Genomic DNA, 15,833 nt, shown 5'->3' with positions numbered 1-15,833 from the left:
TGGTTATTATTTAAGCCAGCAACAAGGGTTAACGTACGCAGAAGACAACTGCAACGCAAGATAAATTGATGTTACCAAGGCTAGCCTACCCTCGCAATGAAAAGGCGAAAGTCAGCAAGCTTGGTGGGTACGATATGAAGCTAATACGGCTAAAATTAATACTACAAGTAGTAACGCAACAACGAGAAACAAGATTTCGTTAACGGCTTCTAATCGTTAAGTAGAAAGTCGGCGATAGCAGGCAAGTGATTTTCAAAGCCAATAAAGCTGTGATCGCCGCCTTCTTCAACGACTAGCGTGCTCGATGCGTATTTGGTTTCTGCTAAACGATAATCTAAGGTTTCATCCTCAGTTTGCAATAACACTTTATACGCAGGTGCATGCCGTAATTCTTTAGCGTCTAACTTTTCTATTACATTAATATCGCTTTCAACGATGTGGAACACTTCACCCGTGTAAGGGTTGGTATGTTCACCAATAAAACCTTGCAGTAATTCATAAGGTTTTACCGCAGGGTTTATCAATACGGCTTTGCCCGAGAATTTTTCAATTAAAAACGTAGATAAATAACCGCCCATAGAACTGCCAATAACACGCAGCCCATCTTTAATTAACGCGGGGGTACTCTCTATCAATGCCAACAACTGACTTTCTACTTGGCTCGGGTAATTCGAAAGCGCGGGAATATGCAAGGTTACATCGGGATGATGCTGCTCGAAATACGCTTTGGTGGCCTGCGCTTTTACAGACTTTGGTGAGCTTAAAAAGCCATGAAGATATAACACGTGTTTCATATTATTTTTATTCTCTTTATATCGCTGGTTAACGTTCCATCGTCGTGTAACCTAATGAGTTGATAACCGGGCTGTTCGTTGCTTAACGCAAATTCAGATGCCATTTCCCACTGCCAACAGCTCGCAGGGCAGCCCATCACTGGTACAGGATTATCTGTACCTAACGTGTAACGAAGGGGGGAGTGAACATGGCCATGAATGATCGCCGCTAATGCAATGCCCTCTTCTACCCAGTGTAAAAACGCATCGGCGTTAGACAAGTCGTGTTTATCCATCCAACTTTCTGATGGCGAGGCATGGTGATGCATAGCCAGTAAATGATGGCGATGAGAATTTTCAGTTACCTGTTTGCCTATAGCCTTGAGCTCTTGAGTATCTACTTGGCCTCTCGCCCCGTCAAAACGTGTGTCTAGGCCGTGAATTTGCCAATCGCCTAATTCAACAGGCTTACCAGCAACAAGATGGTAAGCAGATAACGTATCAAAGTGAGGGTTATTATCATGATTGCCCGCAATCACATAAACCGGTGTTGTGACGTGGTTTTCCATCAAGATAGTAAAATGCTGATAGCTTGCTAAGGAATCATCGCCGCTAATATCACCGGTAACAATAACCGCGCTAATATTTTCGCAGAGCTTGAAAGCATCAATCAAAATTTGTTTTAAGCTGAGTTGAGGGTTAATTGCGCCGTAGCCTTGGCGAGTGGTATCACCAAATAAATGGCAGTCGCTAATATGCAGCAGGGTACTCACGCTAGCGAAGTTACCTTAGGACGCAATTTGCGGCAAAAATCTAACCACTCAGCAAGAAAGATATTCACCATTTGCTTTTCATTGCGTTGGCGCATTTTCAAATTAGGGTATTCGTAGGAAGGTTGAAGTGCGCCCGTATTTTGGCTATTTATGACTTCGGCCATTCTGGCATCATGGTACAAACGCACCGTCATTGAAGGTGTTAAATAGCTGGGCATATCGTCGGACGTTTGTTTAAGGCTTAACGTACTGGTATATCGAGCAGACTCAATAATCTTAATTTCGTACGTAAGCGCGTCGCCCACGGTAAATACGTAGTTAAGTTCCTCTGTATCACAATCGGGCAGAATACGAAGAATGTGCGCGTAGTTTAACTCGCACATTGCCTGCATTGTGGGTAGATGAGGGACGTATTTTCTGTGGGTACGTTGTGTCACGATATCTTCCATTGCTCCATTAGCGTGGATTTGTTCATAAAGAACCATTGTAGCGCAATTACTGCGGCAGCGTTGTCTATATGTCCGTTTTCCAGCCATTCAAGGGCAGTTTGCTCAGCCACTCTATGTACTTTGATATCTTCCGACTCAGTCTCTAATCCGTGAATGCCATGTGCTTTTTCTGCATCGGTTTTTGCAATAAAAATATGAATACGCTCGGTCGTTCCCCCGGGGCTAGATAAATAACTCATTGCTTTGGTGATATTTTCAAGCTCAATACCGGCCTCTTCCATCGACTCTCTATGGCATACATCTACGTCTGTTTCACCTTCATCAATCATGCCCGCTATTATTTCTATCAGCCAAGGGGTTGAAGATGTCGCTAATGCCCCTATTCTAAACTGCTCAATAAGAACAAATTCATTCAAAATAGGATCGTAGGGCAATACGCCTACAGCATGACCGCGTTCAAATAGCTCTCGTTTCACCGTACCGCTTTGGGTGCCGTCGAAGCATTTGTGCGTAAACAGATATTCTTGCATGGTGAAAAAACCACGATAAACCGATTTTACACTCTTAATTTCAACGTCGTTTGAGGTAAATGAAAGGATTTTCTTGCTCATTTGCAGACACTTTTGGTTCGAAACGATTTATCATGCATAGTACATAGACATACCACTTTTGTATACGCGCCCTAATCGCGGACGGAAGCATAAAAAGTTAATACCGAATTTTCTGAGATAAATGTGATTACTTGCCAATGAACTAGGTTGGATCACATATTCTGTTACAGTTAAAGCAACACTGTTACGACTGTACTGTTTCGGTTTACGAATAAAATTTATACACTTCACATATTATTTATAATTATTAGCAGTCACTTAGACTCATCTAGACATAACAGGAAGACGTAAGCATGAATCGAAAACTTCTGTCGCTCGCAATCGGTTTCTCAGTAACAACCGGTGCGCTTGCCGATGATCTGACGCAAGTGTATCAACAAGCACTTGCCAATGACCCTTTGGTAAACCAAGCGAAAGCGCAGCGTGATGCTGCATTTGAAGGGATCAGCATTAGTCGTGCAAACCTTCTCCCTCAAATTTCTGGATCTATGTCGTACACCACCTCTACCACAGAGAGTGCGCAAACCGTCGGTACAAATGCCGAAAACCTTCAAGTTCTTACCTATGAAATCGACGCAGACTCTATTGATTACGGTATTTCGTTGTCTATGTCGTTGTACGACCACGCAAACTGGGTTGGCTTAGATCGTGCCGAAAAAGTAGCAGAACAAAGTGATGCGCAATTAGCCGCTAGCATGCAAGACCTAATTGTACGAACAGTGACTGCTTATTTCGATGTATTGCGTGCACGTGATAGCGTTGAATTTGTTAATGCAGAAAAACGTGCCATTGAACGCCAGTTAGAACAAACCCGTCAGCGCTTTGAAGTTGGCCTAACTGCTATTACCGATGTTCACGAAGCTCAAGCTAACTACGACAGCACAGTGGCCCAAGAGATTCAGGCTGAAAACCAGCTAGAATTTGCCCTTGAAGCACTACGGGTTATCACCGGTAAATACCACGACCGTTTGTTTGGCTTAGATAAAGAAACCTTCTCTGCCACTATGCCCGTGCCTGCAAAAGTCGATAACTGGTTAGAAACAGCGCAAGATAAAAACTTAGCATTGTTGGTTGACCGTTTAGCGATGGACATTGCCAAAGAAGATATTGCGGCAGCCCGCTCAGGCCACTTACCGACCCTTGATTTATCGGCAAGCCTTGGTCGCTCTAAAAATGACGTAGATTCTCAGTTAATTCAGTACGAGACGCCTTACCTTGATAGCCAGTCAATTGGCCTGTCAGTGTCAGTACCGATTTACTCTGGCCACCGTGTAAGCTCGCAAACTGACCAAGCGAAATACCTTTACGTTTCTGCCAGCCAAGCGGCTGAACAAACGTATCGTGAAACGGTTCAGTCTATTCGCAGCTCGTTTAATAACGTAAAAGCGTCAATATCTACCATTCGCGCCCTTGAACAGTCTGTGGTTTCTGCAAACAGTGCGTTAAAAGCAACTGAAGCGGGTTTTGATGTAGGTACGCGTACTATTGTGGATGTACTTGATAGCACCCGTAATTTGTTTGATGCACGCAACAATTTATCTGGCGCCCGCTACGACTTTATCCAATCGGTTGTTACCTTAAAGCAAGCTGCAGGTACCTTAACCGGTGAAGATGTGGCTATTATCAACCGTGGTTTAAAGCCAATGGAAGACGCTGAATAGTCATCTACACACAAACTGAAAAATAATCTGGCGATACAACCAGCGTTATTAAAGAAGGCGGCATTAGCCGCCTTCTTTGTCAATAATGTAATATCTAAAGATAATGTCAGGCACGTTAAGCCGGCAATATGCGGTAATACAATTTTACTTGCAACAAGCACAATGCATCGTCCATGATGTTGCCCCTTTTTTATTATCCCTAAATAAGCCTATTTATCTTAAGTGATTGGCAGCGCTTATTTGTTTGTAATGTGAGCAAAGAAAAACATGCAAGCTTCTGAGTTACAAAGTCGATTTGAACGTATTCGCGCTAATAAATGGTTTGAAGCCTTTGTGGTTAGCGTTATTGTCATTTCAGCGTTATTAGTTGGCGCCAAAACCTACGAACTGCCTGCTGGGTTTGGCAGTGTTACCCTACTACTAGACTGGTTTATCAGCGCATTTTTCTTAACTGAAATTACTATTCGCTTTTTAGGTGAACGCCGAAAGCGAAACTTTTTTAAAAGTTTCTGGAATGTCTTCGATACCGTCATTGTTATTATCAGCCTTATACCCGCCGATGATACTGAACTTGCGTTGATAGCACGATTAGTTAGGGTATTTAGGGTGCTGCGGATGATCTCTATCATTCCTGAACTTCGCATACTCTTAGTGTCGCTGGTAAAAGCTTTGCCTCAACTGGGCTACGTAATGTTGCTCATGTTTATCATTTTCTACATATACGCCGCGGTCGGCAGCACCTTGTTTGGTGATATCAACCCTACGCTTTGGGGCGACATTACTATCTCATTGCTTACCCTATTTAGGGTGATGACATTTGAAGATTGGACCGATGTTATGTACGAAACCATGGGGGTTTATCCGCTAAGCTGGGTGTACTACTTAACCTTTATCTTCTTTACTGCGTTCGCCTTTTTGAACATGGTGATTGGTATTGTGGTAAACGTGATGGAGCGTGAGAACGAAAAAGCCAGGGAAGAAAAGGAAGCACTGCTAAGAGCAGAATTAGAAGCTGAAGGCCATAGTGAACCTACATTACAAGACGTAATGGCAGAGCTCACGGCGATTAAGGCCAAACTCGAAGAACCAAACTCAAAAAAATAACCAACAGTAATAACTAACAGCCAATAAAAAAGCGCCAAGGGAAGATATCACCTAGGCGCTTTTTTCGTTTGTATTAACTTAGCTATCGGTTTAGTAACCTATTTAGCTGTCAGTTTGCTTACTCGCTTTAAGGTACCAAACACCCTTTTATAATCCGTAGCGCGTTTTAAGCGTTTCTATACGCTCAAGCGATACTTCTTTTTCAAACTCTCTGCTTGCTAGGCGGCGCTTAGCTAACGCACTTTTATCCATCTGCAATAACAGCTCTACGTGATTCAGGTACACCTCATCATTTAAAATAGGTCGAGTTGCAATATCTGAATACAGGTTAAGCGCAGCTTCTATATCGCCTTTGGCAATCAGTATTTGCGCCAACGTATCTACAGAGTCTGCATTTTCAGGTTGTAAAGATACGGCCTTTTTCGCCATGGTTTCAGCTTTATCTAAGTTTCCATTTTGATAACTTAAAAACGCTAAGTTATTCAACACCACAAAATTATCAGGGGTTTTAGTCAAAATAGTTTCATAGGTCGCTATGGCTGTTTGTTTATCGCTACCAATTTGACGTTCGGCTAATAGCATGGCACTGCGCACATCGTTTGGCGTGTTCTGGACATGCTTTTCAAGAAATGAAAAGGCCTCGGCTTGTTTACCTGTCATTTCAAGAATGGCCACCATCAGCAAGGCCATGTCCGAGTTTGGCGTAGCTTCATAAGCCACCTCTGCATGCTCCAATGCTTCTTCTGGTTGCTTATCGATAACATACAGTCGTGCGAGAATACCGCGAACGAATGGCAGTGCTTGCACCTCATCAGAGGTACTATTGATAATCTCCCATGCCGGTTTACTTTGCCCCATCATGGCGTGGAAATACGCTTTTAAAAGGCTAATCTGGGCATCAGGACGTTTCGCTAATACTTTTTCAGTAAGCGCTAAACCGTCGCGGTAGTTATTCTGAGAATCAAGGATAAGCAGCATGCCCAATACCGCATTTTTATCTTGCGGATAAAACTCAACCCAACGTTCAAACAAGGCTTTGGCTTTTTCAACTTCGTTTGCACGAATTAGGCCCTGACCCTTTAAATTCCAAAACGCCATTGGGGTGCTTGCATCACCTTCAACAGAGGCTAACAAGCTATTATTCTTGGCTATTTCGCCCATTCGGGAATAAATACGCGCCAATAATAAACGCAAGTTTATATCGCCTGATTGTTTTGCAAGTTGCTTCTCTAAGTAGTCAACTACTACTGCTTCATTTTTTTCTCGCGCTTCTAGGGCGTACCACATGGTCAACGCTTGCACGTCAGAAGGGCTATCTTTTATATGAGATTTCACAAGCGTAATAGCGTCAGCAAACTGCTTTTGCGCAATCAGCAACTTCACTTTGGCATAAGCCACTTCTTTATCGGCACCCTCTAACTTTTCAGCGCTATTTAATAAGTCAGTGGCTGTAGTAAAGTCTTCCTCAACAATAGCAATGCTGGCTAAGTACACCAAAGGCAATGCATCACTTGGCGCTTGCTCCTGCCATTCACTGGCAGCAACTTTGGCTTTTTCTAGCTCGCCAGTAGCGATGTATGCGCGCAGTAACGTGTTTTGAGAGGCGGTAGATTCTGGCGCCCGCTGAACGGCTTCTTCAATGTTAACCAAACCGGTCACATCGTTTAACGAAAGTTGTAACACACCTAAACGAGCGAGATCTTCTGGTGAGGTATCCACTACCGCTTCGGTTTTTTCAACCATTTGCTTGGCACCAAGTACGTTACCTTCACGAAGTAATTGATACCCCGCTTTTGAAAATAGCGCTGCGTCAGTGGTCGTAACGCCTTCTACTCGGTTTAATACGGCAAGGGCTTCGTCATTTTCACCCAGTTGCAACATGCTGTCTGCTAGCATTCTTAAGCCTGGGTGATTTTCAGGTAACCGTGACGCCACCATAGTAAGGTGTCGTTGGGCCGCTTCAAAATCTTGAATTTGATACGCGCTGAAACCGGCAACCAATCGCACCACTTGATCGTTACGACCGTTTTGTACTGCTGTTTCCAAATGCGCTAACGCTTTTGCATGATTTCCATTAGCTGATTCAATTATGCCTTTAAACGTATTAAGCAATGGATGGGCTTCATTCAGCGTTAACAGTTCATCCACCACTGGCTCAGCACGTGCTAAATCGCGTTGCTCTATTAGCAAAGCAGCGTAAGCGAATTTACTGGTCAAGTCTTTAGGAAAGGCTTTAGTGTAATCTTCGTAAACACCAATGGCTTCTGCTTGCTTTTGCTCCAACAAGTAAAGGCGGGCAAGCTGTAGTAAAACATCTTTGTTGCTTGGCGCTTGCTCTCGAAGTGCTTCTGTAGCAGTAAGTGCCTGTGCATAGTCTTCTGTAAGTACGTATTCGTAACTTTCAATTAAACCTTTATAAACCGATTGTGTATCTAACGTCAGTAAATCGCCTAGCAGCGCTTCAGCCTCTGCCAGTTTTTCTAGCTGCACCAAGGCTTGCAGTTTATAAAAGCCAACTTCCGCAGATTCAACTGTGGTCATACCCTCTGCGCGGTAATCCACCTCACCTAAAGCGTTCTCAGCGCCAGACTGTTGATAAGCAACAGAGAGGAGAGGAATAACTTCACTGGCGGGGTGGCCAAGCTCTAACGCTTTGTTTAACTCTTTTTCTGCTGAGACATAATTATCATTTTGAAGGTATAATTTACCTAACTCAAAACGAGGTACCGCTGCATTGGGGTCCATCTGAATGGCATTTTTATATTCAACAATTGCAGCAGCATTATTTTGATTCTGTGCATAAGCACGAGCGTCTTCTAGATGAGCGTCTATCGATTTATCACCACATCCTGCTAAAAGGCTGCTCAAAAGAAGAACTGCGATAGAAGATCGCTTAAAAATCTGCTGTGGGTATTTCTTATTCATTGTCGTTCCTTTGCCCTACATCATTTGAATTTCGAGGTATACCCGAAGTTTACACTATCAATTGTGCATTTTTTCGTCATTATTGTGCAATTTCGTGGCAACCTGACCATTATTCGAATATAATAACGTTTTTTGCAATACCGCGAGCACACTCCGACGTTTGAAGGCGTCCTACAGTATGCCGCACCCTCCTTACTTAAAGCATCAGGACCCTTAATGACAACAACTGTCGACATGACATTTAAAGATCTAAAACTACCAGAACCTATCTTACAAGCCCTTGAAAAAGTTGGCTACGAGAAACCGTCACCTATTCAAGCCGAGAGTATTCCATTACTGCTTGAAGGTCACGACTTACTCGGTCAGGCCCAGACAGGGACAGGAAAAACCGCAGCGTTTGCCCTTCCAATGTTGGCAAATATCGATCCTGAGCAACGTAAGCCGCAATTACTGGTACTAGCACCTACTCGCGAATTGGCGATTCAGGTAGCAGAAGCGTTCCAAGTGTACGCTAGTTTCAGCCATAAAATTAAAGTACTGCCTGTTTACGGCGGTCAATCTTACGACAACCAAATTCGCCAGCTTAAGCGCGGCGTTCAAGTTGTAGTAGGTACACCAGGTCGTGTTATTGACCATATTAAACGTAAAACGTTGGATTTAAGTGAACTTAAATTCCTCGTACTTGATGAAGCCGACGAAATGCTGCGCATGGGCTTTATTGATGACGTTGAGCTTATTTTGAGCCACGCGCCAGCTGAACGCCAAACGGCGTTGTTCTCGGCAACTATGCCTGGTCCAATCAAGAAGATTACTCAGCGTTATCTTAAAGATCCTAAGCACGTAAAAATTGCGTCTAAGGTAAGTACTGCAAGTACTATTCGTCAACGTTACTGCCAAGTAGCGCCTCATCATAAGCTTGAGGCACTTACGCGTATCATGGAAGTAGAGCGTTTTGACGGCATGATTATTTTCGTGCGTACTAAGACAGCTACTGTTGAACTTGCTGATAAACTTTCTGCACGTGGATACGATGTTGAACCGCTAAATGGTGACATTCCTCAGAACGCTCGTGAGCGTACTGTTGATAAACTTAAGCAAGGTAACATTGATATCTTAGTAGCAACTGACGTTGTTGCACGTGGTCTTGATGTTGAACGTGTTAGCCACGTTATCAACTACGACGTACCTTACGATAGTGAATCTTATGTTCACCGTATTGGTCGTACAGGCCGTGCAGGTCGTACTGGTGATGCAATCCTTTTCATCTCTCATCGTGAAAAGCGTATGCTTTTCTCTATCGAGAAAACGACTAAGCAGCCAATTGAAGCAATGCCAATTCCTTCAATTAGTGAAATCAACGAAACCCGTTTAAGCCGTTTCAAGCAATCTGTTATTGAAGCTACGCAAGATGACAGCATTGAAACACTTATTCCATTAGTTGAGATGATTAAAGAAGAAGCTGAAGCTTCTCCTGAAGTGCTAATGGCAGCATTGCTTAAGATTGCACAAGGTGATGAGCCGCTTATCTTAAAAGAAAGCGACCGCCCTGACCTTCACAGCAAGCCACCTCGTGACAGCCGTGAACCTCGTGGCGACCGCAGAGATGGTGGCCGTGACGGTCGTGAACGTAAGCCTAGAGCACCTCGCACTGGTCGTAAGCCAGAAGCAGGTATGCAGCGCTTCCGTATCGACGTAGGTCATACACACGGTGCTAAGCCGGGTAATATCGTTGGCGCTATCGCAAACGAAGGTAACATGGATTCTAAGCACATTGGTGCTATCGAAATTTATGATAACTTCAGTACTGTTGATTTGCCTGAAGGTATGCCAAAAGAGACTAAAGACAAGCTTCAAGGTACTCGCGTAGCGGGTCAGCGTTTGTCGATTCGCGAATGGTCGGATACACCGCCAGCGAAACGCGAGCGTGGCGACAACCGTGGTGAAAACCGCAGTCGTGATAACCGCGCACGTCGCAAGTCGTAAGACCGAAATAAAAGCAACTTCTGCCTTTATATAACGTTGTGGAATATAAAGGCTGATTTCGTTGTTTCTAATTAAAAAGAATTAGCGCAAAATAGCGTTAGTTCTTTTTTTTTATGTGCCCCTCAATGGATTACTTTCCCCTATTTTTAGATGCTCGCTCTCTTCGCTGTTTAATTGTTGGCGCTGGAGAAGTAGCCGCCCGCAAACTTGAGCTCATCATGAAGACTCCAGCTCACATCACTGTGGTAGCGCCTTGGGCATGCGACACGATAAAACGTTTGGCGCAAAACGAGAAAGTAACCCTTATTGAGCGGGAGTTTATCGATAGCGATTTAGCCGATAAAGACATGGTTTTTATTGCCACTGATAAATCTGAAACCAATCAAGCCATTCACGATTTAGCTCGCGAACAAAAAGTGCTTGTGAATGTGGTAGATAACACCCCACTTTGCCAATTCATTACCCCTTCTATTGTAGATCGCTCACCCATTATTATTGCCATGAGTAGCGGCGGCGTAGCGCCCGTACTATTACGCTATTTACGCCAAAAACTGGAAACTGTGCTGCCTGCTAACTTGAGTAAGCTTGGTGCGTTTTCAGAAAAATTCAGAGAAAAAGTAAAGCAAACCTTAAATGGTGTTACTGCAAGGCGTTACTTTTGGGAAGACGTGTTAGATGGCGACATAGCTGAAATGGTCGAAAAAGGCCAAGACAGCAAAGCCGATGCAGCCTTTGAAACCGCCCTAACGGCAGCGGCTGAAAACAACCAAGTTCAAGGTCAGGTCTACCTTGTTGGTGCAGGCCCTGGCGACCCTGATTTGTTGACGTTTCGTGCACTAAGGCTAATGCAAAAAGCTGATGTAGTGGTTTACGATAGATTAGTTTCACCGCAGATTTTAGAACTCGTTCGCCGAGATGCCGAAAAAATTTACGTGGGTAAAGCAAAGAGCAACCATAGCTTGCCACAAGATGATATTAACCAGCTTATGGTTGATGAGGCGAAAAAAGGCAATCGAGTGGTACGCTTAAAAGGCGGAGATCCATTCATATTTGGTCGTGGCGGGGAAGAAATTCAAACCCTTATTCAGCACGGTATTGAGTTCCAAGTAGTGCCCGGTATTACTGCGGCGAATGGCGCATCAAGTTATGCAGGTATTCCTTTAACCCATAGAGATCACGCCCAATCAGTGGTGTTTGCTACCGGCCATCTAAAAGACGATACTATCGATTTGAATTGGCAATCGTTAGCGCACGCCAATCAGACGATTGTGTTTTATATGGGGTTAACTGGCTTACCCATTATTTGTAAAAAGCTGATTGAAAATGGTCTTACCGCAGATACCCCCATTGCCTTGATTCAATCGGCTACCACCGAAAACCAAGTGGTGGTAACAGGCACGCTTAGTGATATTACGCAAAATCCTGCTACATCAGCGTTGAAGCCCCCGACGCTCATTATCGTAGGTACTGTAGTAAGTTTGCATAACCAGCTAAATTGGTTTGGTGACTAACTTACCCTTGTGAGCACGCTTTGGTTTTAACTAATTTGTTGCAATTTACCCCTGCGTACGCATACTGAATTAATCAGCTAAGCGGCATGTCGGCATTTATACATTGGTAATCACACCAAAGCGAAGGTTTCAAGTTTTAGGGTATGTAAGCCATCTTTGCAGGCAAACGGCGATGTTTGCCATGGGCTTGCCTACTCGGTTGTTTAAGTCGCTAGCGCTTTGGTTAGCGCTGCCGCTTAGGATCGCACTGTTTCTTCTTTGTTTTACCCCTGTCGCTACTTACGCGTCGCAACTCACTTTCAACAAAACCGTGACGCCTGATGATATTCAGTTTAAATATCGATGGCTAGATAACGAAGGTACTGAGCAAACCATTGCATTCTCTTTGCCCAATAGCGCATTAAAGGTAGCGCCTACCACACAGGCCAACTATAAACCTGAAATAGCCCAGCGTTATGTTACTGTGTCGTTATTGAAAGAAGCGAAGAAAGTCGACCCACGCGAAGCCGTTGTGTCAGTTACCCATGAAAATGACGCCATTAATATTAAGGTTAAATCAACCAAGCCGAATAAAGCTGACCAGATATTATCTCAACTAAAAGACGTGCAGCGAACAGCTTATACTGACTACCTTGATAAGCATTATTACACCCGATTCACCACGCTTTTTAACCAGCAAGCAGTAAAGCCGGACCACCTTCGCTACGTTGCTCAAACCTTTGAATCACTTAGGCCTATCTCGGAAGCGTTTTACGACAAAATAGATCGTATCGAAAATAACCGCGCTTATTTACAATTGATGACTAGCTGGGTACAAAGTATTCCTTACGATTCCCTTGAAGACAGAGTCGCCAGTAATGGTTCTGGTTTTGCACCTCCGTTAGGGTTACTGATGCAAAACAGGGGCGACTGCGACAGTAAGGCGGTGCTAACGGGCGCTTTGGTACGTGCCTTTCTTCCTTCTACCAGCATCATTATGGTCTTTCTTCCCCATCATGCGTTATTGGGAGTCGCGATAAATGCCATTTCCGAAGACGAGAAGTTAGAAGTTGAGGGTAAGACTTACGTGCTTTTTGACCCAACCGGCCCAGCACTTATCCCCTTTGGCGACATTTCAGAAGATACGAAACGCTACATTTCTACTGGCCGCTATCAAGTGGAGCATATTGACTAATAGTGCTCTAACAATATTAACCCTTTTTGCGCTTTATCGTAAACATTACCGCTATAAACACAGGCTTTGATGTTGATAGCTATAAAGTGGGCTTATTGAAATAATCTAACGCTTTAGCATCATCCATTTTCTGAGCGAAGTTAATTCCCAACTGCCGCAACTGCGGATCATACCGATAACGGCTTAACGCCTCTTTTAACTGTCGTAAGGCTTTGTCAGTTTGCCCTAAGCTATCTAAAGCTAGAAAGTAGACGTAAATGTATTGCACATTGTCGGGAGCTAATTTAACAGCTTTCCTAAATGCTTCTATTGAATCTAATTTTCTTTGCGAACGAATTAAGTACATGCCACGAGCATAATATAATACAGCTGAGCTAGGGTTAGCTTTCAGCCCTGCATTAAGTGTTAGTTCTTCGTCTTTAGCTAGCGCTGCTTGACGATAAACATCAGCTAAGTTGACATAATTAGGTACATAGTAAGGGTCTACTTCGATACCATGTTGCAAGCTATTCAACGCCTCTTGTATACGTCCAATTCGTAAATAAACCATACTCTGATTAAGCGCTGACTCGCCGCGCCACATAGACACTTCGTTAGACATCAATAATAGCGCCAATGCTTTTTTAAAAGAAGCTTGGTAGTTCAATCTAGCATCCAGTAAATGATTAGCAGCCCCAAGACGTACCGCCTTAAAGCGATCATCCAATAACGTTTGATAAGATTTCAACCGCTCAGGAATAGGCAACAAGTTTCCAATTCCAGCTACCGCCAAACGAATAAGTTCATGTTCTGAATGCACCCAGCCTTTAATATCGTCATCAGAGAGTTGCTCAACACTGTAAGGCAGCATCGCGATTGCGCTAGCGCGTACAATAATACTAAGTTTATTATTGTCAATTAGCGCGAAGTGTTGGGCAATCGGTAAAGTACCATTATGCATTAAAGCGACAAAATCATCTGGTATCGACTTAGGGGGGGCAATGCCTTCGCGACGCTTATTTATAATATCTGCAGACCAGCTGGAAGATTGTGATGTATGACAACTATTACACACATTTGGTGTTTCGAACTTAGTGCTTAACTCAGGCTGCGGCACTTTAAAACTATGATCTCTACGAGCATCAACTCCCATAAAAGTTGTTTGTGGCATATGACAGCTTACGCATTGCCCTGCGGATGAATTTAGGTCGTGGCGAATGTGAGATTGTTTCTGATATACCTCGCTGTTGTGGCATTGTAAACATAACCCGTTACCCTGAACTTTTATTTTCATTGTATGTTTGTCGTGGCAATCTAAGCAATTCACGCCCGCGGTATACATTTTACTTTGTAGGAATGAGCCATAAACATAGACCTCTTCTTTGACTTGCCCATCTGCGTGATACATCGTCGGCGTCAACAGCGAGGGCACAAACTGGTCTAAAAAGGCAGCATTCGGATCTATGCCATCAGTGATGGGGGTGCGTAATGAATGGCATGCGAAGCAGGTTTCCATGAAACGATTGTCTCTAGGCTCTCCATGCCATGAAGCAATTTTATCCCCGTCGTCCAGTAACCACTCCCCCAAAGCTTTTTGATCATCTGATGATAGAGGAAATTGACCAGTTGAGAGCTTATGTGAAGAGCTATTTTTGGATAAAGACGAAGGTGATACGGCGGTTTCGGTGTGATTATTCATTTTACCGTGACAAGACTGACACCCCACATTGATGTTGTGCCACCTAGTATCGAACTGATTCGTTTCAACAGAATAGTTGCGGGTTAAACCATCTGAATGACAATCTGCGCACATACCGTTCCAATTTTGCAACGGTTGACGCCAATGCAAGCGGTCTGCGGGTTGAATATCTTCCTGAGAATTCAGGGGGTACCACTGTTGGCCTCCTTCTGATTCAGGCCGAGAGTCCCACGCAAAAGGGAATACTTGAAGCTTTCCGTCACCAACTTCGATCAAGTATTGTTGTAAGGGATAGTGCCCAAAAGTATATTTTACTGGGTAATCCGTTGTGTTTTCGGCTTCTGTAAAATTTATCCAGAACTCTTCGCCTTTTTGGTAGAAGCGCGCCACCTGCGTATAGTGTTCTGCTTCTACACCCGAAAAATCACCCAATACTGTCTTTGATACTGCCACATCCATGGCTTTCGCATGATCAGATTCTTGCCAGTTGGAAACCGCTTTCTGATGACAACTGACACAGTTTGTATTTCCCATTACCTTAAAAGGTAAAATTAAAAATAGACTCGCCATTAGTAGGCTAGTAAACGTTAAATACTTCATTAAAATTTCACTAAAATACCATATCCGACATCTTACTTACTCAAGGCCAATATTTAGATTAATTTTAAAAAAACTTACGACCCAACCTTATCCTAGCCTCTTCAGCAATCAGCTTATCGACTATGAAACGTATGGCCCCCGCTACAATGTGGGTGTGAGAGGTAAGTTCTAAGAAAATAGAAACGGTGTCGCGCTGCTTAATACAACGCAAAAATAAGGGTTATTCTACGCTTATCAATAATTTTGCCTTGGGGGAAAATTCCCCCAAGGCAATCCATTATTAGCAAGCTACAACACTAAAGATTCTCTTCTGCAAAGCTGGCTAAACGGCTTCGCACTACCCCATCTAGGTTCAGTGTTGCACTGCCGGAGAAGTCTTTGAACTTCTCTACCAAGTAAGTAAGCCCTGAAGTTACGGCACTTAAGTAATTACTGTCGATTTGGGCCAAGTTTCCGCCCACAATAATTTTGGTACCTTCACCGCATCGGGTGATAATAGTTTTAAGCTGTGACGCAGTTAAGTTCTGAGATTCATCCAAAATAACAATAGAATTTTGAATGCTTCGCCCGCGCATAAAGTTAACCGACTTA

Annotated in this window: 12 protein-coding genes; 5 read left to right on the top strand and 7 right to left on the bottom strand. The window is 43.6% G+C overall.

Translation table 11 applies throughout. The annotated features are described in order from the left end of the window. Window positions 1–209: 209 nt before the first annotated feature. The 4 genes from AAC006_RS03220 to nudF are packed head-to-tail and all read right to left on the bottom strand — an operon-like array spanning window position 210 to window position 2,606. Window positions 210–794, bottom strand: coding sequence for a YqiA/YcfP family alpha/beta fold hydrolase (locus AAC006_RS03220; protein WP_126872418.1), 585 nt, complete (start codon window positions 792–794; stop codon window positions 210–212). Beyond that, window positions 791–1,546 carry a metallophosphoesterase gene (locus tag AAC006_RS03215; RefSeq protein ID WP_339890663.1) on the bottom strand — a complete coding sequence of 252 codons (756 nt, stop codon included), beginning with the start codon at window positions 1,544–1,546 and terminating at the stop codon, window positions 791–793. Before AAC006_RS03215 ends, AAC006_RS03220 begins: the two co-directional genes overlap by 4 nt. After that, window positions 1,543–1,938, bottom strand: a complete 396-nt coding sequence (locus AAC006_RS03210; protein ID WP_185864155.1) for a DUF1249 domain-containing protein — start codon at window positions 1,936–1,938, stop codon at window positions 1,543–1,545. Before AAC006_RS03210 ends, AAC006_RS03215 begins: the two co-directional genes overlap by 4 nt. Window positions 1,939–1,979: 41 nt before the next feature. After that, window positions 1,980–2,606 carry an ADP-ribose diphosphatase gene (nudF, locus tag AAC006_RS03205; RefSeq protein ID WP_126872415.1) on the bottom strand — a complete coding sequence of 209 codons (627 nt, stop codon included), beginning with the start codon at window positions 2,604–2,606 and terminating at the stop codon, window positions 1,980–1,982. Between the two features lie 293 nt (window positions 2,607–2,899). Between nudF and tolC the strand changes: the two genes are divergently transcribed. Both tolC and AAC006_RS03195 read left to right on the top strand, forming a co-directional pair. Next, window positions 2,900–4,267 carry an outer membrane channel protein TolC gene (gene tolC, locus AAC006_RS03200; protein WP_126872414.1) on the top strand — a complete coding sequence of 456 codons (1,368 nt, stop codon included), beginning with the start codon at window positions 2,900–2,902 and terminating at the stop codon, window positions 4,265–4,267. Window positions 4,268–4,534: 267 nt separating this feature from the next. Beyond that, on the top strand, window positions 4,535–5,371 hold the full coding sequence (locus AAC006_RS03195) for an ion transporter (RefSeq protein ID WP_126872413.1): 837 nt from the start codon (window positions 4,535–4,537) through the stop codon (window positions 5,369–5,371). A gap of 147 nt (window positions 5,372–5,518) precedes the next feature. Here AAC006_RS03195 and prsT read toward each other — a convergent pair whose 3' ends face one another. Next, entirely contained in the window at window positions 5,519–8,296 is a 2,778-nt protein-coding gene (gene prsT / locus AAC006_RS03190) for an XrtA/PEP-CTERM system TPR-repeat protein PrsT (protein WP_126873181.1), read from the bottom strand. Between the two features lie 216 nt (window positions 8,297–8,512). Here prsT and AAC006_RS03185 point away from each other — a divergent pair, with 216 nt between their 5' ends. The 3 genes from AAC006_RS03185 to AAC006_RS03175 all read left to right on the top strand — a co-directional run bounded on the left by AAC006_RS03185 (window position 8,513) and on the right by AAC006_RS03175 (window position 12,964). After that, window positions 8,513–10,279, top strand: a complete 1,767-nt coding sequence (locus tag AAC006_RS03185; RefSeq protein WP_126873180.1) for a DEAD/DEAH box helicase — start codon at window positions 8,513–8,515, stop codon at window positions 10,277–10,279. Window positions 10,280–10,404: 125 nt separating this feature from the next. After that, a complete protein-coding gene (gene cysG / locus AAC006_RS03180; protein WP_126873179.1) occupies window positions 10,405–11,790 on the top strand; it encodes a siroheme synthase CysG in 1,386 nt (461 codons plus the stop codon). A 172-nt stretch (window positions 11,791–11,962) separates the two neighbouring features. Then, complete coding sequence (locus tag AAC006_RS03175; RefSeq protein ID WP_126873178.1) at window positions 11,963–12,964, top strand: hypothetical protein; 1,002 nt, start codon at window positions 11,963–11,965, stop codon at window positions 12,962–12,964. A 79-nt stretch (window positions 12,965–13,043) separates the two neighbouring features. Here AAC006_RS03175 and AAC006_RS03170 read toward each other — a convergent pair whose 3' ends face one another. Then, window positions 13,044–15,242 carry a multiheme c-type cytochrome gene (locus AAC006_RS03170; RefSeq protein WP_126873177.1) on the bottom strand — a complete coding sequence of 733 codons (2,199 nt, stop codon included), beginning with the start codon at window positions 15,240–15,242 and terminating at the stop codon, window positions 13,044–13,046. Window positions 15,243–15,538: 296 nt separating this feature from the next. Continuing rightward, on the bottom strand, window positions 15,539–15,833 hold a 295-nt coding region (locus AAC006_RS03165; protein WP_339890661.1), incomplete at its 5' end, for a PhoH family protein.

Origin of the sequence: uncultured Alteromonas sp. (assembly GCF_963976965.1) — a bacterium.
Classification (GTDB): domain Bacteria; phylum Pseudomonadota; class Gammaproteobacteria; order Enterobacterales; family Alteromonadaceae; genus Alteromonas; species Alteromonas naphthalenivorans.
Note: the sequence above shows the minus strand (reverse complement) of the source record. Positions and strands in the feature narration are given on the sequence as shown.